The organism is Faecalibacterium sp. AM43-5AT (assembly GCF_003603345.1).
GTDB lineage: Bacteria > Bacillota > Clostridia > Oscillospirales > Ruminococcaceae > Faecalibacterium > Faecalibacterium taiwanense.
Genome location: NZ_QVGZ01000002.1, coordinates 119,367 through 139,555, shown reverse-complemented (window position 1 = coordinate 139,555; position 20,189 = coordinate 119,367). Strand labels below are relative to the sequence as shown.

Annotated in this window: 21 protein-coding genes and 1 other RNA gene; 9 read left to right on the top strand and 13 right to left on the bottom strand. The window is 61.2% G+C overall.

Annotated features, from left to right (window positions below; translation table 11 throughout):
* The first annotated feature begins 79 nt into the window (after nucleotides 1-79).
* From DW937_RS04555 to DW937_RS04540, 4 genes are all read left to right on the top strand, one after another.
* Nucleotides 80-1,384, top strand: a complete 1,305-nt coding sequence (locus DW937_RS04555) for a UDP-N-acetylglucosamine 1-carboxyvinyltransferase (RefSeq protein ID WP_120120259.1) — start codon at nucleotides 80-82, stop codon at nucleotides 1,382-1,384.
* Between the two features lie 108 nt (nucleotides 1,385-1,492).
* On the top strand, nucleotides 1,493-2,665 hold the full coding sequence (ftsZ, locus tag DW937_RS04550; RefSeq protein WP_097776527.1) for a cell division protein FtsZ: 1,173 nt from the start codon (nucleotides 1,493-1,495) through the stop codon (nucleotides 2,663-2,665).
* 35 nt (nucleotides 2,666-2,700) lie between these two features.
* On the top strand, nucleotides 2,701-3,240 hold the full coding sequence (locus DW937_RS04545) for a THO complex subunit 7 family protein (protein WP_243111428.1): 540 nt from the start codon (nucleotides 2,701-2,703) through the stop codon (nucleotides 3,238-3,240).
* Nucleotides 3,241-3,386: 146 nt separating this feature from the next.
* Complete coding sequence (locus DW937_RS04540; RefSeq protein ID WP_120120257.1) at nucleotides 3,387-5,735, top strand: diguanylate cyclase; 2,349 nt, start codon at nucleotides 3,387-3,389, stop codon at nucleotides 5,733-5,735.
* Between the two features lie 65 nt (nucleotides 5,736-5,800).
* On the opposite strand, the gene DW937_RS04535 is transcribed toward DW937_RS04540, so the two are convergent.
* The 9 genes from DW937_RS04535 to DW937_RS04495 all read right to left on the bottom strand — a co-directional run bounded on the left by DW937_RS04535 (nucleotide 5,801) and on the right by DW937_RS04495 (nucleotide 14,343).
* Nucleotides 5,801-6,382, bottom strand: coding sequence for a hydrolase (locus DW937_RS04535; RefSeq protein WP_120120256.1), 582 nt, complete (start codon nucleotides 6,380-6,382; stop codon nucleotides 5,801-5,803).
* 2 nt (nucleotides 6,383-6,384) lie between these two features.
* On the bottom strand, nucleotides 6,385-6,606 hold the full coding sequence (locus DW937_RS04530) for a PC4/YdbC family ssDNA-binding protein (protein ID WP_044954026.1): 222 nt from the start codon (nucleotides 6,604-6,606) through the stop codon (nucleotides 6,385-6,387).
* Nucleotides 6,607-6,702: 96 nt separating this feature from the next.
* A complete protein-coding gene (locus DW937_RS04525) occupies nucleotides 6,703-7,131 on the bottom strand; it encodes a hypothetical protein (protein ID WP_243111427.1) in 429 nt (142 codons plus the stop codon).
* Nucleotides 7,132-7,213: 82 nt separating this feature from the next.
* Nucleotides 7,214-10,018 (bottom strand): SMC family ATPase, encoded by a 2,805-nt coding sequence (locus DW937_RS04520; protein WP_120120254.1) that lies wholly within the window; start codon nucleotides 10,016-10,018, stop codon nucleotides 7,214-7,216.
* Nucleotides 10,015-11,157 (bottom strand): exonuclease SbcCD subunit D, encoded by a 1,143-nt coding sequence (locus tag DW937_RS04515; RefSeq protein WP_120120253.1) that lies wholly within the window; start codon nucleotides 11,155-11,157, stop codon nucleotides 10,015-10,017. The genes DW937_RS04520 and DW937_RS04515 overlap by 4 nt, the downstream gene beginning before the upstream one ends.
* A gap of 313 nt (nucleotides 11,158-11,470) precedes the next feature.
* Entirely contained in the window at nucleotides 11,471-11,941 is a 471-nt protein-coding gene (locus DW937_RS04510; RefSeq protein ID WP_118526340.1) for a peptidoglycan-binding protein, read from the bottom strand.
* 51 nt (nucleotides 11,942-11,992) lie between these two features.
* On the bottom strand, nucleotides 11,993-12,622 hold the full coding sequence (locus tag DW937_RS04505) for a stage II sporulation protein R (protein ID WP_243111426.1): 630 nt from the start codon (nucleotides 12,620-12,622) through the stop codon (nucleotides 11,993-11,995).
* A gap of 65 nt (nucleotides 12,623-12,687) precedes the next feature.
* Nucleotides 12,688-14,055, bottom strand: a complete 1,368-nt coding sequence (locus DW937_RS04500; RefSeq protein WP_005944418.1) for a PFL family protein — start codon at nucleotides 14,053-14,055, stop codon at nucleotides 12,688-12,690.
* A gap of 18 nt (nucleotides 14,056-14,073) precedes the next feature.
* Nucleotides 14,074-14,343: an ACT domain-containing protein gene (locus tag DW937_RS04495; RefSeq protein WP_005944416.1), complete on the bottom strand. Its 270-nt coding sequence runs from the start codon at nucleotides 14,341-14,343 to the stop codon at nucleotides 14,074-14,076.
* Between the two features lie 232 nt (nucleotides 14,344-14,575).
* On the opposite strand from DW937_RS04495, the gene DW937_RS04485 reads away from it, so the two are divergent.
* Genes DW937_RS04485 through DW937_RS04470 form a run of 4 tightly spaced genes read left to right on the top strand, consistent with a single transcriptional unit; the run spans nucleotide 14,576 to nucleotide 17,394 of the window.
* A complete protein-coding gene (locus DW937_RS04485; RefSeq protein WP_005935606.1) occupies nucleotides 14,576-15,055 on the top strand; it encodes an Lrp/AsnC family transcriptional regulator in 480 nt (159 codons plus the stop codon).
* Nucleotides 15,055-16,239 (top strand): aminotransferase class I/II-fold pyridoxal phosphate-dependent enzyme, encoded by a 1,185-nt coding sequence (locus tag DW937_RS04480; RefSeq protein WP_120120251.1) that lies wholly within the window; start codon nucleotides 15,055-15,057, stop codon nucleotides 16,237-16,239. The genes DW937_RS04485 and DW937_RS04480 overlap by 1 nt, the downstream gene beginning before the upstream one ends.
* Nucleotides 16,240-16,249: 10 nt before the next feature.
* Nucleotides 16,250-17,125, top strand: a complete 876-nt coding sequence (gene ispE, locus DW937_RS04475) for a 4-(cytidine 5'-diphospho)-2-C-methyl-D-erythritol kinase (protein WP_120120250.1) — start codon at nucleotides 16,250-16,252, stop codon at nucleotides 17,123-17,125.
* Nucleotides 17,126-17,184: 59 nt separating this feature from the next.
* Nucleotides 17,185-17,394 (top strand): DUF378 domain-containing protein, encoded by a 210-nt coding sequence (locus DW937_RS04470; RefSeq protein ID WP_243111425.1) that lies wholly within the window; start codon nucleotides 17,185-17,187, stop codon nucleotides 17,392-17,394.
* A gap of 60 nt (nucleotides 17,395-17,454) precedes the next feature.
* Here DW937_RS04470 and DW937_RS04465 read toward each other — a convergent pair whose 3' ends face one another.
* From DW937_RS04465 to DW937_RS04455, 3 genes are all read right to left on the bottom strand, one after another.
* A complete protein-coding gene (locus DW937_RS04465; RefSeq protein ID WP_097776540.1) occupies nucleotides 17,455-18,102 on the bottom strand; it encodes an AhpC/TSA family protein in 648 nt (215 codons plus the stop codon).
* Nucleotides 18,103-18,197: 95 nt separating this feature from the next.
* Nucleotides 18,198-18,402: non-coding RNA, 6S RNA (gene ssrS / locus DW937_RS04460), on the bottom strand.
* Between the two features lie 22 nt (nucleotides 18,403-18,424).
* Nucleotides 18,425-18,736, bottom strand: coding sequence for a DUF1292 domain-containing protein (locus DW937_RS04455; protein WP_120120249.1), 312 nt, complete (start codon nucleotides 18,734-18,736; stop codon nucleotides 18,425-18,427).
* Nucleotides 18,737-18,976: 240 nt separating this feature from the next.
* On the opposite strand from DW937_RS04455, the gene DW937_RS04450 reads away from it, so the two are divergent.
* On the top strand, nucleotides 18,977-19,720 hold the full coding sequence (locus tag DW937_RS04450) for a peptidylprolyl isomerase (RefSeq protein WP_243111424.1): 744 nt from the start codon (nucleotides 18,977-18,979) through the stop codon (nucleotides 19,718-19,720).
* Between the two features lie 30 nt (nucleotides 19,721-19,750).
* On the opposite strand, the gene ruvX is transcribed toward DW937_RS04450, so the two are convergent.
* Nucleotides 19,751-20,182, bottom strand: a complete 432-nt coding sequence (gene ruvX / locus DW937_RS04445) for a Holliday junction resolvase RuvX (RefSeq protein WP_044954016.1) — start codon at nucleotides 20,180-20,182, stop codon at nucleotides 19,751-19,753.
* Nucleotides 20,183-20,189: the final 7 nt, after the last annotated feature.

Here is a 20,189-nt window from a genome sequence, read left to right as displayed (position 1 = left end):
CACAACTGCAGACAAAATAAACAAAAAGCCTTCGCGCCGCATAGCATGAGGTATCTTTTGCGGAACGGGGGCTTTTTGCATGGGCGGAGATCTTATCATCACGGGCGGCATGCCGCTGAACGGCACAGTGCACATCCCGGCAGCCAAAAACAGCGTGCTGCCGCTGCTGGCAGCGGCCCTTTTGTGCAATGGCACGGTGCGTTTTCTGCAGGTGCCGCATCTTGCGGATGTGGACACCAGCGTGGAGCTTTTGCAGGGTGCGGGCTGCACGGCCCGCTGGCAGGGCAGCGACATCACGGTGCAGGGCGTGCCTTCCACCTGCCGCCTTGCGCCGGAAGCCGCCGCGCGGATGCGGGCATCCATTTTGTTCTGCGCACCGCTTCTGGCGCGGCTTGGCCGGGTGGAAACGGTGCTGCCCGGCGGGTGCCGCATTGGTGCAAGGCCGGTGGACCTGCACCTTTCCGGCCTTGCGCAGATGGGCGTGCACTGCCGGGAGGAGGGGACAAGGCTGATCCTGACAGCGCCTGCCGGACTGCACGGTGCGGACATCACACTTGGGTTCCCCAGCGTGGGTGCTACCGAGACACTGCTCTTGGCAGCAGCTGCGGCGCAGGGCGAGACGGTCCTGCGCGGGGCCGCACGAGAACCGGAGATCAGCGATCTGGCAGCATTCCTGAACCGGTGCGGCGGCTGTGTGCAGGGCGCGGGCACCAGCACCATCCGGGTGCAGGGCAGACGAATGCTGTATAGCTGCAGCTTTGCGCCCATGGCCGACCGCATCGTGGCATCCACCCTTGCCTGTGCCTGCGCGGCGGCAGGAGGCCGGGTGGAACTGACCGGCTGCAGGCCGGAGACCTATGCACCGCTGCTGGAAATTCTGGAACAAATGGGCTGCAGGGTAGAAACAGGGCCGGAAAGTGCGGTCATTACCCGGCTGGGCGCGCTGCACGGCGCGGGCAGAGTGTTCACCGGGGTATACCCGGCACTGGCAACGGACGCAGCGCCGCTGCTTGCCGCTGCCATGCTTGCCGCCGACAGCGCCAGCAGCATCGAGGACGTGGTGTTTGAGCGGAGATTTGGCTGTGCAGAGGGTTTTGCGGCTTTTGGGGCCGCTGTGCAGGTGCAGGGACGCACACTGGACATCCGACCGGTGCGGCAGCTGCAGGGCGCATGTGCACGGGCTGCGGACCTGCGCGGAGGCGCGGCACTGGTGGTGGCCGCGCTGGCGGCAAGGGGACGGAGCCGCATTACCGAAACCGGTTATATCGACCGCGGATATGCCGGTTTTGCACAGATGCTGGCGGAACTTGGTGCCCAAATTGAGCGGGAAATGCCGCGGGAAAGCGCCAGCGAGAAAAAAACACCTTCAAAAAAGCAAAATTGACTTGCATTCAGGGCAAAAAGATGATACGATACAGTTATATAAGTGTAAGCAGATAATTTCTGTGCGCTATGCGCAGTTTTACGATAAAATCCGATGGAGGACAAAGTTATGGCACTCATGCTCGATGAAGAAATGGACGAAAATGTTACGACGATCAAGGTGATCGGCGTGGGCGGCGGCGGCGGCAACGCTGTCAACCGCATGGTCAGCGACGGCCTGCAGGGCGTCGAATTTATCGCAATGAACACCGACCAGCAGGCTCTGGCCAAGAACCACGCTGCCACCAAGGTGCAGCTGGGTTCCAAGCTGACCAAGGGCCGCGGTGCCGGTGCAGATCCCGAGATCGGCCAGCGCGCCGCTGAAGAGAGCAAGGACGAGATCGCAAATGCGCTCAAGGGTTCCCAGATGGTGTTTATCACTGCCGGCATGGGCGGCGGCACCGGCACCGGTGCAGCACCCGTTGTGGCCGAGGTCGCCCATGATCTGGGCATTCTGACCGTTGGCATCGTCACCAAGCCCTTCTCCTTTGAGGGCAAGCGCAAGATGGGTCTGGCAGAGCAGGGCATTGCAAACCTGCTCATGCATGTGGACAGTCTGATCGTCATTCCCAATGAGCGCCTGAAGATGATCAGTCAGGAAAAGATCACTCTGATGAATGCCTTCCAGGCAGCCGATAACGTGCTGCGTCAGGGCGTTGAGTCCATTTCCGCTCTGATCAATGTGCCCGCCTTCATCAACCTGGACTTTGCCGACGTGCGCTCCATCATGAAGGATGCCGGCTACGCACACATGGGCGTGGGCAGTGCCAAGGGCGCAGGCAAGGCCGAGAACGCCGCAAAGGCTGCTATTTCTTCTCCGCTGCTGGAGACCAGCATTGCCGGTGCACACGGCGTGATCATCAACATCACTTCCAGCCCGGACATCGGTCTGGAGGATGTGGAGACTGCAGCAGGTCTCATTACCCAGAGCGCACATCCCGATGCAAACATCATCTGGGGTACTGCATTCGACGAGAACCTCTCGGACGAGATGCGTGTGACTGTGGTTGCTACCGGTTTTGACAACAAGAGCGCAAGCGACCTGCGCAGCAGCATCAGCAATGCAATGGGCGGCGCACAGTCCACTCCGTCTGCTGTGTTCAGCAGCGAGACTGCAAGCCCGGCAGCTTCTGCCGCAGGCGGCGCTGCACCGGCACCCACTGCTGCAAAGCCCGTGGAAGAGGACAACAGCGATAATGGCTATTACGACCAGCTGATGGCCATGCTGAACAAGCGCAGATAAAAAGCTGGCCGTCATAAGCAGATCAGGCGTATCGGATGGATCGGAGGGACACCATGGCGCAGGGCAGGCAGCAGAACAATGGTTCGCGGCAGCGCTGTGCCCAGTCTGCCGCGGCAAAGGCTCCGGCAGAGCCGCCCAAGGCGGTGTGTGCCCAGCTGGAGCAGATGAACCGAAAGCTGGCAGCGGCCAGTGCGGAAATTTTGCGCTATCAGACCCGTCTGTTTGCCTGTGAACGGCAGATGGCCGCGCTGCGGCAGGAAAATGCCCAGCTGGAAGCGGCCTGTGAGCAGGCGCGGCAGGAGGCTGAGTGCGCGGGCGCTCATGCAGAGCAGCTACGTCAGGAGCTGGCCCGCCATGCGGAAGCTGTGCGGCCTGTGCCGGTTGCGGCACATACGCCCCCGCAGCCGGAACCATCGGCAGCGCAGAGTCCGCGGCCGGAGCCGGAGGCCGAACAGCCTCCACAGCCCGGGCCGGAGCCTCCGCAGCCTGCTCAGCCGGACTGGAAGCCCCAGACCAGATTGGAGCACCTCTCGGTGGAGCTGATGAACTGGTTCGACGATATGATGGGCGCATGACAGAAAGCTGGATGATCTGCAAAAAGCAGATATGAGTGGAATGAAAAGCTGCTGCAAAGCGCAAAGCTGTTGCAGCAGCTTTTTTGTGGTCCGGTAGGAAACGGAAGACCCTGCGGCCGGCAGTACAGGAGCGAGGAGCGGTTAAGATGGAACCAAAACAGAAAATACTGATCGTGGATGACTCGGAGATCAACCGCGCCATGCTCAAGGAGATTTTGGGTGAGGGCTACGAATATCTGGAAGCCGAGAACGGCCTGCGCGCGATCGAAATTCTGCGCAGACGCACCGATATCGCGCTGGTGCTGCTGGACCTGATCATGCCGGAAATGGACGGCTTTGATGTGCTGCGGGTGATGCAGTGCTATGCATGGCAGGAGGAAATCCCGGTCATTGTGATCAGCGCGGCAGAGGACACCCGAAGCGTCGAGCGCGCCTATGATATGGGCGTGGCCGATTACATCCGCCGCCCGTTCGAGCGGGTCATGGTGCTGCGCCGGGTGAAGAATGCGCTCATGCTTTACGCAAAGCAGAAGCGCCTTACCCGCCTTGTGACCGATCAGGTGTACGAAAAAGAGCACAACAGTGTGCTGATGATCAACATTCTGAGCCATGTGGTGGAGTTCCGCAACAGCGAGAGCGGCCAGCATGTGCTGCACATCCGCACCCTGACCGACCTGCTCCTGCATCAGCTGGTGCAGAAGACTGACCGTTACCAGCTGGATGAGAGTGATATCTCGCTGATCAGCACAGCGTCGGCGCTGCACGATATCGGCAAAATCATGATCCCGGAAGAGATCCTGAACAAGCCCGGCCGCCTGACCGAGGAAGAGTACGCCACCATCAAGACCCACACCACCGAGGGTTCCAGGATCCTGAAGGGGCTTGCCATCGGGCAGGACGAACCGCTGGTAAAGGTGGCACACGCTATCTGCCGCTGGCATCACGAGCGGTGGGACGGCGGCGGCTACCCGGACAGGCTCAAGGGCGACGAGATCCCCATTGCAGCACAGGTGGTGGCACTGGCCGATGTGTACGACGCACTGACCAGCGAGCGCTGCTATAAGCAGGCATACAGCCACGAAAAGGCCGTTGACATGATCCTGCACGGCGAGTGCGGCAGCTTCAATCCGCTGCTGATGGAGTGCCTGAAAGAATCCTCGGAGCTGCTGCGCACAGAGCTGCAGCGCTCGGAGTATGACCGCGGTTTCCGCCACGAGACCCGCCGCCTTTCGGAGGAGATCCTGCACCGCGAAGCTCTGCCCCGTGAGGATCGTGCCCAGCGCCTGCTGGATCTGGAACGGGAGCGCACCGCTTTTTATGCCGAGCAGCGCGGCGGTATTCAGTTCGATTACGATATCCTCAGCGGCAGCGTGACCGTGGTGAACCGCTACGAGGACCCGGTCAACCGAACCCAGAAGCTGGACTTTGATAAGGGCATGGGCCTGACGTTCCTCTCCGGCAAGGACCGCCGCAAGCTGCTGGATGCCATTGCAGCCGCAACGCCGGAAGAGCCGGATGCCGCATTCCCGGTGCTGATCGCGGTGGATCAGGAATACCGGCTGCACCGGCTGGTGATGCACACCATGTGGAGCCGCGCCGGTGTGCGCCACTGCGTAAGCGTGGTGGGCCAGATCACAGATGACCATGCCCGCCTGCAGGAGCTGATGCTGGGCAATGTGAACAGCGACCAGCCGGAAGCACTGCTGGAATGCCTGAAGGGCTTTTTTGACATTGTGCGTCTGGTGGACCCGGAAAACACCAAGGTGCTGAGCTTGGGCAAGGATGGCCGGCTGACCGAGATGCCCGGCACCTGCCACATGGTGTGGAACAAATCGGGCCGGTGCGAAAACTGCATTTCCAGTAAGGCCCTTGCCCGCAAGGAATCCCTGAACAAGATCGAGTTCAAGGACGAACAGGCTTATTTTGTTATGGCAAAGTATGTGGAAGTGGGCGGACGCGGCTGCGTGCTGGAAATGGTGTCCAAGCTTTCGGACGGACGCTGGCTGGATATGGGCGGCCGCCGGATGCTGCTGGACCGCGGCTCCAACTTTGACCGCAGCGCCTTTGTGGATTCACTGACCGGGGCATACTCCCGCCAGTACTTCGAGTGCTTCCTTGCGGAGAGCGAACAGGTGGAAGGCGTAGTGATGATCGACGTGGATCACTTCAAGGAGGTCAACGACCGGTTCGGCCATCTGGTGGGCGATAAGGCCCTGCAGAGCGTGGCACAGTCCATCCTGAGCAACCTGCGCCAGACCGATGTGCTGGTGCGCTATGGCGGCGATGAATTCCTGCTGCTGGTGCCGCACATCCGGCCCGGGGAACATGTGATACAGCGCGTGCGGGAGGCTGCGGCCAGTGCCAGAGTGGAAGGCTACCCGGAGCTGGAGCTTTCGGCCAGTGTTGGCGGTGTGTGCGGTGTGCATCCGCTCACCGAGGCCATCCGTCAGGCAGATGAAAAAATGTACCAGAACAAGGCCGAGCGCAAAAATTAAACAAAACAAAGCCCGAACAGGCTGCAGTATCACACTGCTGTGCCTGTCCGGGCTTTGTTGTTTTTTCAGCGCACAGCGCTGGTGCGGTGCTCCATCAGATAGGTGGCTTCCAGATCAGCGATGTGCAGCTTGACGGCAAGGGGATACTTGTCGTAGGCTTCCGAGATGGCAAAGCAGCCGCCCCGGGCCGCATCGTCAAAGCCGCCCATGTGCCAGCGGATGGCAACGGCTTCCTCGATGTGCAGCTTCATGAACCGCTCAATGAGGAACACGCTCTTTTCGCCGTGGCCGTAGGGGAACAGGTCCTCCACGCTGTAGCTGGGCACCTTTTCCCACTGGCCGGTGGCTTCGTTTTTCACGTTGCGGGTGCCGGGCTTGTAGTAGTTGGCCTTGCACAGATCGTGCAGCAGTGCACAGATGGCAAAGGTCTCCTCGCTGTCGCCCTCGGTAAAAAAGGTATCGTGCAGCGCATGGTAGACGTTCAGGCTGTGCATACAAAGCCCGCCCTCACACGCACCGTGGAACCGGGTGGAGGCCGGTGCCGTGAAGAAGTCGGTCTTGTGGTCCAGCCAGTCCAGCAGCTTTTCGCTGCCGGGGCGGGTGACGTGCTGCTGCCAGATCTGCAAAAACTCTTCGCGGCCGCCCATGCTTACAGCTCCAGATCGTCCAGAAGGCCCTTGAGGATGGCCATTTCGTCGTGGCTCAGGGAAATGCCCTTGCCCATGCGGGTGCCGTCCGGGGACCAGTCGCGGATGTCGTACTTGGGTTCGCCGTCGTTCCAGCTGATGAGGTTCAGCTGACGCTCCCAGCCGCGGGGGCGCTCCGAGAGCACTGCAATGCGCTGAACAACTTCATATTTGATCTCTGCCATGATGCAAAACCTGCCTTTATCTTTGTTTGCTACCATAATAAGGGAAGCGGACGCAGATTTCAACAGGTAGAGCAAAAATAATTTGAAAAATTTTTGTTAGCCGTAGGGTGCATCCTCACGCCAGTCCACAAGGTTCAGCACCTGAGAAGCATCCTCGTCCGGGGCCGGATGGCGGGAATGGGTGTGCTGGTCTGTGCTGAACAGTCCGGGTGCATAGTGGGCCATCACGCTGGTCTGCACATCCCCGGCCAGAAATTCCCGGGCGTTCTTCTGGTAACAGGCGGCCGGGGTACCGTTGGTCATGGGCACACCCTGCGGGGCGCTGTTTGTGTCCGGGTGCGGGGTCTGGCCCGGCGTTTCAATGTGCGGCGGAACCTGTGTGCCGGGGGCAGCGGGGTCGCCTGGCAGCAGGATATCCGGCTCCCTGCCTAGCGGCGGGCTGCAGCGGGTGCAGCTGTTTTCCGGTGCGGCGGCAATGCCGGGCTGGTGTTCCAGCTCGTGGCGGATAAAGGGCGTCAAGCTCATTGGAAAATCACCTCCGCCCATAGGATGCCCCGAAAAGACGCAACTTATAAAGAGGCATTGCCGCCGCCCAGGTTAGCAGCCATTACACGATCAGTTCTACGGTAGAGCCGCCGGTGCGGGCTTTGCGCACCACCACCTGTCGGTCGATGCGGTCTTTCAGAGCGCCTACGTGGGAGATGATGCCCACCAGCCGGTCGCCCTCGGTCAGCCCTGCAAGTACGCGCATGGCCTGTTCCAGCGATTCGTCATCCAGACTGCCGAAGCCCTCATCGAGGAAGAGCGTGTCCAGACGGATGCCGCCTGCCGCGCTCTGTACTTCGTCCGAAAGGCCCAGTGCCAGCGCCAGCGATGCCTTGAAGCTTTCGCCGCCGGAAAGGGTCTTGACGCTGCGGCGGGTGCCGTTGTAGTGGTCGATGATGCCAAGGTCCAAGCCGGACTGGCTGCGCTGGTTCTCGGCACCAATGCGCTCCAGCTCGTACTGCCCGGCGGTCATCTGCATCAGGCGGGTGTTAGCGTGGCGCAGGATGCGGTCCAGATAGTTCATCTGGATGTAGGCTTCCAATTTGATCTTCTGTTTGCTGGTCAAGGTGCCGCCCGCCGTGGCGGCAAGGGCACTCACCCACTGCCAGCGCTGTTCAAGCTGAGTGCGCGCTTCGGCAGCGGTGCGGTATTTTTCAGCGGCTGCACGGTTGGGCAGCCGCTGTGCTGCCAGCTTCTGTGCCTGCTCGCGCAGAGCGCTCCGGGCAGCGGCAAGGCGGGCCTGTTCTGCCTGTAAAAATTCCAGCGGCTGGGCAGGCCCGGCGGTTTCGGCAGTGGCTTGCTGGGTCTGCAGGGCATCCACAGCGGCTTTGGCAGCGGCATAGGCCTGCTCTGCCTGTTTGAGGGAATGCTGAGCCTGCTCCATGCCGGTGCGCAGGGCGGTGCGGCTGGCTTCCAATGCATCCAGCGCGGCCTGTGCCTCGGCCCGCTGCGGATAGGGCAGGGCTGCACGAGCGGCAGCGGTCTGCTGCTCCAGTGCATCGGCGCTGGCATTCTGCGCGGCGGCGGTGCTGTCAGCTTCAGCGGCGGCCTGTTCCAGTGCCGGGCGCTGGCGGCTTTTTGCCTGACGGTCGGCCTCCAATGCGGTGCGGCGGGCGCAGTCTGCTTCGGCCTGCCGAAGCGCGGCGACACACTCGGCCTGTGCTGCGTGCAGGGCACAGGCTTCTTCCGTCAGGACAGCGTTCATCCCCTTGAAGGTCAGCTGTACCGTCCCATCCGGGGAGGTGAAGCGCTCGGGCAATAGGCTCTCAGCATCCCGGCGCAGGGAGCGGCGGGCTTCGTCGGCTGCGGCAAGGGCGCTCTGTGCGGCAGTGCTGGCAGTCTGGGCCAGTGCATCGGCCTTTTCGGCTTCCTGCTTGGCGGCATCCACCTGCGCCTGCGTGGGGGCTGTGTGGGGCAGTTGGGCCTTTGCCGGATGGTGGACGCTGCCGCACACGGGGCAGGGCGCACCCTCGGCCAGCGCCTGCGCCAGCAGTCCGGCCTGTGCGTCCAGAAAGGCTTTGTCCAGCGCATCCCGCCGGGCATGGGCCTGCTCCTTGGCTTCGGCGGCAGTGCGGTAGGCATCCTGCGCACGGTGGGCCTTTTGTGCCTGCTGCTGGCAGGCGGCAAGCCGCTGGTTCAGGGTAGTAAGGGCGGTGCGGCGCTGGGCCAGCTCCTTTTCCCTGTTCTGCAAGGCCAGCAGCCGGGTGGGAGCATCTTCCAGCGCGGTCAGCTCCTTTTCAGCAGCGGCCAGCGCTGTGTCCAGTGCGGCCAGCTGGGTGCGTTTCGCTTTGGCCTTGGCAGCGGCCAGCTGGGCAGCATCCCGCGCGGCCTGCTGCTGATGGCACAGGGTATCCAGCTCATCGTAGGCGGCAAGGGCCGTCTGTGCCTGCGTCACCTGTCCGGCAAGAACATCCAGCTGGGCGGCATCGCCTGCGTGGCGGGCGCTCTCGGCACGGGCAGCTTCCAGCACAGGCAGGGCAGCGGTAAGCTCTGCCTGCTGTGCGGCCAGCTGTGCGGCCAGCTGTCGGGCCTGCTGGGCGGCACCCAGCTGACGTTGTACTTCGTCCAGCTTGGCTTCGGTGTCCTTGAGGGCAGCAGCAACGGTCTCCTGCGCGGTCTGCTGGCGGGCCAGCAGACCTTCCAGCAGGGCAAGGGCCGTCTCCGGCTCGGTCTGGGCGTTCAGTGCGGCAAGGGCATCGGCATCCGGGTCGTCGGGAGAAAACCGGATGCCGGAGAGCAGACTGTCCAGCTTTGCATTCTGGGTGGTGCGCTGCTGGCTGAGGGCGGCGCTTTCGGCCTGCAGGCGCTCCTGCAGCCGGGCATAGCGCTGGGTGCGGAACAGCTTGCGGAAAATGCGGCTGCGCTCCTCGGTGGAAGCGTTGAGCAGCTTTGTGAACTGACCCTGCGCGATCATGGCGATCTGGCAGAACTGGCTGTAGTCCAGCCCGATGATCTCCTGCACGGCGGCAGTCACATCCTTGGCTTTGGTCACCGGCGGACGGCCATCGGAATAGGTGAGGGTGGCATCCGCTTTCTCGGTGGTCATGCCCTCGCCGCGGTTTTTGGGGCGCTGGTACTCCGGGTTGCGGCGCACGGTATAGCGCTGGCCGTTCACCTCAAATTCCAGCTCCACAAAGGTGGGCGTTTTAGGGCCGGCATACTTGCAGCGCAGCATGGCACCCTCGCGCACGCCGCCGCTGGAATGATCGTACAGGGCGTATGTAATGGCATCGAACAGGGTGGTCTTGCCTGCGCCGGTATCGCCGGTGACAAGGTATAAGCCGCCCCTGCCCAGCTTTGCCAGTTCCAGAACCGTCTCGGCGGCATAGGGGCCAAAGGCCGAAAGAGTGAGCTTCAGCGGTCTCATGCGTCCTCGCCCTCCTTCCAGATCTCCTCAATGAGCTGCTGGCAGAATGCCGCCTGCTCCGCCGTCAGCGGCTGATTGTTCTGCAACTGGTAGAACGCCGAGAAGTGCTCCAGCGGGGTGATGCTCTCGGCGCGCTCCGGTGCGGTGATCTCCTGATCTTCCCGGGTGCGGAGGTTATCGTAGTCCAGCCGCATCAGGTTGGGGTAGATCACCCGCAGGCGGGCCAGCGCGTCCGGCACGTCCTGCTCATCGGTCAGGGTGATGTGCAGGTAGTCGTCCACCGCAGTGCCGTCGTAATTGCGGCGGTCGGTCAGCTCCATGTAGCTGCCGCGCACTTCCCGCAGGTCGTGCTTCGGGGTAAGCGGCGCGGTGGTGATGGAAACTTCGCCCTTGAGACCGAACTCCACAAAGGTGGCGCTCTTGTGCTGGTTTGCTTCCGAAAAGGAGTATTTCAGCGGGGTGCCGCAATAGCGCACGGCATCGCGGCCCACCTTCTGGGGGCTGTGCAGGTGGCCCAGCGCCACGTAGTCAAAGGCATCGAACAGGCTGGCATCCACGCTGTCCACACCGCCCACCGAGACTTCCTCGCTCTCGCAGCAGGCAGCACCGGCCACAAACTGGTGGGCCACCAGCACGCTGCGGTGGGCCGGGTTCGGCGGGCAGTGGCGCAGCACGCAGGCAAGGGCATCGTTGTAGCTCTCCACAGGCTCGTCCGGCCAGACATGCCGCACCATGGCGGGCTTGAGGAAGGGCAGAAGGTACACATCCAGCGTGCCGTATTCGTCGGTGAGGGAAATGGGCACCGGCGCACCGGAGAACACCGGGCTGACGTACACCCGGCTGCTTTGCAGCAGGGCAGAGCCGAAGGCGATGCGGTCGGCGGAGTCGTGGTTGCCGCTGATGGCGAACACCGGCAGCTGCCGCTCAGCCAGCTGGGTCAAAAACCAGTCCAGCAGGCGCACGGCTTCGGCAGGGGGAACGGGTTTATCGTAGAGGTCGCCCGCCAGCAGCACACCGTCCACGGGCGTTTTATTCAGCAGGGAAAGGATCTGTTCCAGAATGTACCGCTGGTCGTCCAGCATGGAGAACTCGCACACCCGCTTGCCCAGATGCAGGTCGGAAAGATGCAGAAAACGCAAACGGAAACACCGCCTTTTCAGAGTTTTCTTTATTATACAGCAGGGCGGGGGTGGGGGCAAGGAAAACAAAAGCGTCTGCAGGACGGAAAATCCTGCAGACGAGGTAAGGCGGCTCGCCCTCTCCGTCATTGCTTGCGCAATGCCACCTCTCCCAAAGTGAGAGGCTTTGGCAGTCCACGCAAAGTTTCTGGTTTTGCCAAGGGCTCTCCCTTTGATAGACTTTCCCCGTGCCGGGGAAAGATGTCACCGCAGGTGACAAAAAGGGGTGTAAGCTGTCGAGCAAAGCGAGACTGAGAGGGCAAGGCTGTTCACACTAGAACATCTTCTCCCATGTTCCTTCGCCGACCACGCCGTCGGCGGTAAGGCCGTTGCGGCGCTGGAACCGCTGCACAGCCGCTGCCGTTGCCGCGCCGAACCTGCCGTCGGCGGTCAGCCGCTCACCCAGAGAGTTGAGCTTCTGCTGCACCAGACGCACCGTGCCGCCGGAAGAGCCGCTGCGCAGGGCAATGCCGGGGTAGGGCACATGCAGGCCGTGCTTGGCCGTGTAGCGGGTGTAGAGCACGTTCCATGTGTTCGCGCCCACCTTGCCGTCCACATTCATCTTGTTTTTGAGTTGGAACTCCTTCACGGCGTTCTCGGTGGAAATGCCGAATTTTCCATCGGCCTTCAGCTCGCTGTACCATGTGCAGGCGTCGCGCACACCGTTGAGCCAGGTCTGCACAAGAGCTACGTCCGGCCCGGAGGAGCCGCGCTGGAGCAGGGAATAATAAGCAGGGATCGCCATAATGATCACACGCTCCTTTCGCCCTATGCTATGCGGCAAAAGTGCCGGGCGTTACCCCACAAGCACCACATCCTCCCGGCGGGCGGTGCGCTGCTGCACCCATTCCACCAGCCGGAGCCGGAGGATGTAGTTTCCGCACACAAGGTCGTTTTCGGCAGGCCGGGCATAGCTGCCGCAGGCAGAGCGGCACAGGCCCGGGTAGAGCACGCACCACCAGTTGCGGCCTTTTCCGGCACCGAGATCGATGCGCAAAGCGTCGTACCGCCCGGCGGGAAGAGTGCCCGAAGCGTAGCGCCGGGTGTCGAAGTACATGTTCACCAGCTGCACCCGCACCGGCGTGCGGATGCCCAGCCGTGCCAGTGCGTGCCGGGCCGTGAGCTGCAGCTCAAATAGATGCTGCGCCGCCCAGGCGACCGCTTCCGGTTTGCTCCGTGCCGGGCAGGCGGTGTCCAGATAGGCAAGCACGGCATCCCGCACATGGAGCTTTGCGCTCTGGCTGGCAATGGAATCGCTCTCAGCCCGGATGTGCAGGCGCAGGGTGTCGGCGCATACCAGCGCCCCGGTGTCCAGTTGGGTGCGGCCCCATGCAAATGTCTGCCATGCGCCACACAGGGCAAGGGCGAGAAACAGGCCAAGGCAGAGCAGAGCCATCTGAGAGCGTGTAAGCATTCTGGATAACATAAAAACAGACCCTTCTTCTGGAAATGTTATCCAGAGGATGGGCCTGTTGGAGTGGATTTATTCTCTTAGTTCTTCAGCGACTGCATGGGGGCAGGCAGGCGGCCGCCGCGGTTGATGAACACGGACGGGTCGTGCTGGTTCACGGCCATGATGGGGCCATAGCCCAGCAGACCGCCAAAGTCCAGCACCTCGCCAGCCTTGCGGCCAATGGCAGGGATCACGCGCACGGCGGTGGTCTTGCTGTTCACCATGCCAATGGCAGCTTCGTCAGCGATCAGGGCGCTGATGACAGCCGGGGTGGTGTCGCCAGGGATGATGACCATATCGATGCCCACCGAGCAGACGGCGGTCATGGCTTCCAGCTTTTCAATGGTCAGGCATCCGGTCTCGGCGGCGTGGATCATGCCGGCATCCTCGCTGACCGGGATGAAGGCACCGGACAGACCGCCCACATGGTTGGAGGCCATCACGCCGCCCTTTTTCACGGCATCGTTCAGCAGGGCGAGGCAGGCGGTGGTGCCGCAGCAGCCGCAGGTCTCAAGGCCCATCTCTTCCAGAATATTGGCCACACTGTCGCCGATGGCGGGGGTAGGTGCCAGCGAAAGATCGATGATGCCGGCGGGCACACCCAGTGCCTGAGAAGCCAGATTGGCCACCAGCTGGCCCACGCGGGTGATCTTGAAGGCGGTGCGCTTGACCAGCTCTGCCACCTCGTCGATGGGGGCATCCTTGGGCAGGCGGGCCAGTGCGGCGCGCACAGCGCCGGGGCCGGAAACGCCCACGTGGATCTCACAGTCCGGCTCGCCGGGGCCGTGGAATGCACCGGCCATGAAGGGGTTGTCCTCCGGTGCGTTGCAGAACACCACCAGCTTTGCGGCACCGATGCACTGACGATCAGCCGTCAGCTCACTGGCCTTCTTGACGGCCTCGCCCATGAGCTTGACAGCATCCATATTCAGTCCTGCCTTGGTGGCACCGATGTTCACCGAGCTGCACACGATGTCGGTCTCGGCCAGTGCGCGGGGAATGGACTCGATCAGGCGGCGGTCACCGGCAGAAAAGCCCTTGTGCACCAGAGCACTGTAGCCGCCCACAAAGTTTACACCCACCTTTTTACCGGCGGCATCCAGAGTTTTTGCAAACTCCACAGGGTCGGCATCCGGGCAGGCACCCAGCAGCATGGCGATGGGTGTGACACTGATGCGTTTGTTGATGATGGGAATACCGTACTCGGCACTGATATGCTCCACCGTGGGCACAAGGTTTGCGGCCTTGGTGGTGATCTTGTTATAGATGTTCTCGCACGCCTTCTTCGGGTCCGGGTCGATGCAGTCCAGCAGGCTGATGCCCATGGTGACGGTGCGCACGTCCAGATTGTCCTGAGTGAACATCTCGATGGTCTCGAGAATGTCACCGGTATTAAACATACTCATAGCTGTGTACTCCCTCCATCAGATGGTGTGCATGGCATCAAAAACTTCCTGACGGGTAACATTGATCTGCATGCCCATCTCGGCAGCCAGCGCGTCGGTGCGCTTGTGCAGCTCTTCGTGGCTCACATTGCAGTTGCTGATATCCACCAGCATGATCATGGCGAACATGCCCTGCAGGATGCTCTGGGTCACGTCCTCGATATTGATATTCAGTTCGGTGCACAGACCGGCGACCTTGGCAACAACGCCCACGGTATCGTGACCAATGACGGTAATGAATGCTTTCATCGTTTCCACCCTCGTTTTCCTTTTGATGAACGGTGCCGCAAGCGTTCCGGCACACTCTTACCATTCCAGTATAGCAGATTTGGCAAAATTTGAACACACTTTTTGTAAAAAAGAACAGACACGAGGGGAAAAAGACATTCTATCCCAAAAATTGGGTGCAATCTTTTACAGCTTGTGCTATACTTATAGATAATTTATTTCCCGATTATGGGCTGAGAAGGAGCAAAATACTATGGAACAGCTTTTGAAGATCCTGGAAGACAATGCGCGGCTGCCCATTGAGGACATCGCCACGATGCTGAATAAATCCCCCGCCGAGGTGGCAGCAATGATCGATCTGGCCCGGGCGCAGGGCATCATCAAGGGCTACAAGACCCTTGTGGACTGGGAAAAGGCCGGTGTGAACCGTGTGGAGGCCGTCATCGAGCTGAACGTCAGCCCCAAGAAGAGCCGCGGCTTTGACGAGATCGCAGCCACCATTGCCGCCTTTGACGAGGTGGAGAGCGTGCTGCTGATGAGCGGCGGCTACGACCTGCAGCTGGTGATCAAGGGCCAGACCTTCCAGGAGATCGCCCTGTTCGTGGCAAAGCGCCTTTCTCCGCTGGACGATGTGCTGTCCACCGCCACCCATTTTGTGCTGCGCACCTATAAAAAGGAGGGCCGCCTGTATCAGGACGAAGAAATCGATGAAAGAGAGTGCACGGTGCTGTGATGGACTACGATAAACTGATCGCGCCTGCCGCTGAGGCCATGCGCCCCTCCGGCATCCGCAAATTTTTCGATCTGGCTGCCGAAATGCCCGAGTGCATCAGTCTGGGCGTGGGCGAGCCGGACTTTAAAACGCCATGGGCCGTGCGCGAAGCCGGCATTGAGAGTCTGGAGCATGGCCGCACCCGCTACACCTCCAACGCAGGCCTGAAGGAGCTGCGCGCCGAGGTGGCAAAGTATCTGGAGCGCCGCATGGGCCTGCACTACGACCCGCTGCACGAGGTGCTCATCACGGTGGGCGGCAGCGAAGCCATTGATATGTGCATCCGCACGCTGGTGCAGCCCGGGGACGAGGTCATTATCCCGGAGCCCTGCTTTGTGTGCTACGAGCCCATCACCACCCTGTCCGGCGGTGTGCCGGTTCATGTGGCCTGCCGTCAGGAGGACGAATTCCGCCTGCGTGCCGATGCCCTGAAGGCTGCCATCACCCCCCGCACCAAGCTGCTCATCATGCCGTTCCCCAACAACCCCACCGGCGCGGTGATGGAGCGCGAGGATCTGGAAGCCGTTGCCGAGGTGCTGCGCGGCACCAACATCATGGTGCTCTCGGATGAGATCTACGCCGAGCTGAACTACGGCCTGCGGCCCCATGTGTCCATTGCTACCCTGCCCGGCATGGCAGAGCGCACCATCGTGGTGAACGGCTTCTCCAAGACTTACGCCATGACCGGCTGGCGTCTGGGCTATGCCTGCGGCCCGGCACCCATCATCCGGATCATGACCAAGATCCACCAGAGCGCCATCATGAGCGCCCCTACCACCAGCCAGTACGCCGCCATCACTGCCCTGAAGGAGTGCGACGGCGAGATCGACCGCATGCGCGACGAGTACAATATGCGCCGCCGCCTTGTGGTGAAGGCCTTTAACGATATGGGCCTGACCTGCTTTGAGCCGCGCGGTGCGTTCTACGCCTTCCCCTGCATCAAGAGCACGGGCATGAGCAGTCAGGATTTCTGCACGAAGCTGCTGGAACAGAAGCATGTGGCCATCATCCCCGGCGACGCCTTTGGCGCTTCCGGCGAAGGCTACGCCCGCATTTCCTATGCCTACAGCGTGGAGCATCTGAAGGAAGCGCTCCGGCGCATCCGGGAATTCCTGCAGGAAAACAGCATCTATCACGGAATCTGAGGAGGAACAAATGGCAAGGTTCAACTGCGTGACCGTTCTGGCCCCCGCAAAGCTCAATCTGGCGCTGGATGTGGTGGGCCTTCTGCCGGGCGGCTACCATGATCTGGACATGACCATGCAGGCTATCACCCTCTACGAGCGGGTGGTGCTGCGCCGCAGTCCCTATCTGGACCTGCGGCTGCCGGGCAGTCTGGTGGCCCCCAACAACAAAAACACTGCCATCAAGGCAGCGCTGGCCTTTTTTGACTACACCGGCCTTCTGGCGGGGGTGGACATCACCATCTATAAGAATACCCCGGTGCGGGCAGGTATGGCAGGCGGCAGCGCCGATGCCGCCGCTGTGCTGGTGGGCATGAACGAGCTGTACGGTGCACGGCTCTCCATGAGCGAGCTGTGTGCACTGGGCGCAAAGATCGGTGCGGACGTGCCCTTTGCCCTGATGGGCGGCACCTGCCGGGTGCAGGGCGTGGGCGATTTTCTCAAGGCACTGCCGCCGGTGCCGGAGTGCTGGTTCACGGTGGTGATGCCGGACTACGGCGTTTCCACCCCGGAAGCCTTTGCAGCTTACGATAAGGTGGGCAGCAGCATCCACCCGGACTGCGGAGCGCAGGAAGCCGCTATCCGTGCCGGAGATCTGAATGCCCTTTGTGCCGCTGCCGGCAATGCGCTGGAAGAGTGCAGCGGAGCAAAGGATACCGGGGCCATCAAGGCCCTGCTGCGGGAGCATGGCGCTGTCACCGCCCTGATGACCGGCAGCGGTGCGGCGGTGTTCGGCGTATTCCGGGACGAAGGGGCCGCACGGGCTGCTGCACAGGCCGCAAAGCGGCGCTGGAAGCAGGTGTACGTGGCGCAGCCTGACCGCGGCGGCGCACGGGTGAGCCGATAAAAATGCATAGACCTCCTTCCCACGGGGCATACTGCCCGCAAGGGAAGGAGGTCTTTTTTGTGCAGACCTTTTATAAAATCTGCCTGATCCTGTTGATCGTGGGTGGCATCAACTGGGGCCTTGTGGGGCTGTTCCAGTTCGATTTTGTGGGCTGGCTGCTGGGCGGCAGCGCATCCATCTGGTCGCGCATCGTGTTCACGCTGGTGGGCATTGCAGCCCTGTGCGGCATCCCGGGGCTGTTTTCGGACGATAGTTCCTCTGAAAGCTGAAAAATCATGCAAAAACAAAAGCACTTGCAAAACCAATTGCAGGTGCTTTTGCTTGTTGACTCAATGACTGCTTCCGTCAAGATCATCCCAGCCTACCAGATCCGGCAGGGTGAGCGTCTCGTCGGAGCAGTGGGGGTGTGCACGCCGCTGGTCCTCGGCCATGGTGCGCACCACCTCGCGGGTGATCTCACGGATGGCGGCGCAGTCCTCCGGCAGGTCGGTCTGGCTGCGGCCGGAATGGGTAAACAGGATCTTACCCATGTGGCCCACCACCAGCGTCAGCGGCAGCTGCTGCGGAGCATTGCTGTTGTAGCGGTAGCCCTGCTCTTTGGCCGCTTTGTAGATGCGCTGGGCCGCAAAGCTCCAGCTCAGGATGCCGCGGGCCTGTTCTACGCCAAGGTAGCCGTACAGCACCCCCGGCGCGTCGCAGATGAGGGTGAAGGGAAACTCGGCCCCCTGCGTGGCCTTTGCCACCATGCGGGGCGAGGAACGCACCACGCAGGCCAGCCGCACGCCGCGCAGTCTGGGCAGGGTTTGCAGGTAGCGGGTCAGGTATTCCCGGGTGACAGGGTGGTCAAAGGCAGGCAGGAAGATCATGACAAGAGGGTGCTCCCCTTCGCACAGCTTGTAAAAATCATTGCCCGGTGTGGTGGGGGTATCAAAGGTGAAACGGGGGATGGAGGTGCCAACCAGATGTTCTGACTTCATGCCGCAATGCACATCCTTTCCATATTCAGGGAAATAAAAAAATCCACACACTGTCTCTGTTTTTGCAGAGGACAGCGGTGGATGGATTGCTATAAAAAGATCCCGCCCGGTCGTCTGCGGTCAATCAAACCTACCCTTACGGACAGGTGGGTGCCCTGTCGCCGGATTCGCGCTTCCTCATCGAACCTCCATGGTCGACCCATGGCGGGGAGGTCTGCAATCCGCCGGAGAACTCCGGGCTCCCGTTGAATGATTAGTAGGATCATATAAACCGCAACAAATCGAGCCGGGCAGGAAGTTTTGCCGGGTAATTTGTCTGGAATTATTCTTCGATGTCGTACTCGTCGCTCAGGCGCTCTTCAAACAGCTTGCCCAGCTCCAGCAGCAGCTCGTCGTCGTCCACGACATCCAGATATTCGCCTTCATCATCCTCGCCAACGCTCAGGATGACCAGCTGAGCATTCTCAGCTTCCTCTTCGATCTCGGCGTATTCCACAGCAGCCAGATAATGCACACCCTTGTAGTCCAGCGCATCGATCACCTCAAATGTGATCTCGTTGCCGTCCTCATCCTCCAGGGTCATCAGGTCGGGCTGATCTTCTTCGGTGTTAGGGTTCTTGATTTCGTCAGACATAGATATTGTCTCCTGTATCGTGTCATAAAACGGGCTGTTTGTGTGCCGCCCGCTCGGGTCTGCATATAGTGTAGCGTTTTTTTGCCTGCTCGTCAAGATGCTTTTTCGCACAGAAATTGTGCAGCAAATTTTCACGCATTTGCTCTCGCACTCTGCGGCAGAATATGATATACTATCCTCTGAATCTTCTGTGCACGGTGTGCCGTGCAGGTTACTATAGAGTATGGAGCGTGGGTGGAAATGATGCATAAAAAAAGATGGGCAGCGTTTGTGCTGGCAGCGGCGCTGGTGCTGACGGGCTGCAGTGCCGGGAGCTTTCTGCACTTTGGCAAAGGCAGCGGCGGCAGTACAGTCCAGAAGATCGACCGCCCGGCAGTGGAATCGGCAGAGCTGCAGTTTGCCCACCCTGCGGCGGGGGACACCATTGCGGTGTTCGATACCTCGGCAGGCGTGTTCAAGGCGGTGCTTTTCCCGGACAAGGCCCCGCAGGCCTATGATAACTTTGCGGGCCTTGTGCAGGCAGGCTACTACAACGGCCTGACCTTCTCCCGCGTGGAGAGCGGCTTTGTGGTGGAAGCCGGGCAGGGGGCTGATGGCAGGGGCAGCACCATCTGGAACGGCAGCCGCTACCCGGCTGAGACCACCGACAGCTTGCACCACTACTCTGGCGCGCTGTGTATGGGCACCGATGCTTCCGGCGAGTGCGCCAGCGTTTTTTACGTGATGCAGACGCTGCCGGGAGACCAGTCGGTGACGCAGGAGCTTGTGGACCAGATGAACAGCGCGGGCTACCGCGCGGAGGTGGTTTCGGCCTATCAGACCGTCGGCGGCGCGCCTTATCTTGACTACACCGATACCGTGCTGGGGCAGGTGTACGAGGGCATGGACGTGGTGGATGCCATCGGCCAGACCGCCGTGGACGAAAACCAGAAGCCCCGTGAGGACATCACCATCAACAGCGTGAGTATTACGCAGTACGAATAAGAAAAAGGACACCGTCAGGTGTCCTTTTTCTTATATCTCCCCCGGGTGCTCCTTCCGCCATGCAAGATAATCGTCCAGAATGACGGTAGCGCTGACCGAATCCAGGATCTCCTTGCGCTTTGTGCCAAAGGTGCCGCTCTCGTCCAGAATGTCGGCGGCGGCGCAGGTGGTCTGGCGCTCGTCCCACATGCGTACCGGCAGGCCGCTCCAGATCTCGACAGTCTTTGCCAGCTTGCGGCTCTTGATGGCGCGTTCGCCCTCGGTACCATCCATGTTCAGCGGCAGGCCGATCACGATCAGCTCGGCTCCGATCTCCTTGGCCACTTCGCACACCCGTGCCGCCACCTTGTTGCGGGCTTTCAGGGTGATCTGCGGGGTGATGGCCGTTGTAAGGAACTCGGTGCGGTCACAGGTGGCAAGGCCGGTGCGGCTGTCGCCGTAATCAACAGCTAAAATTTTCATACAGGCT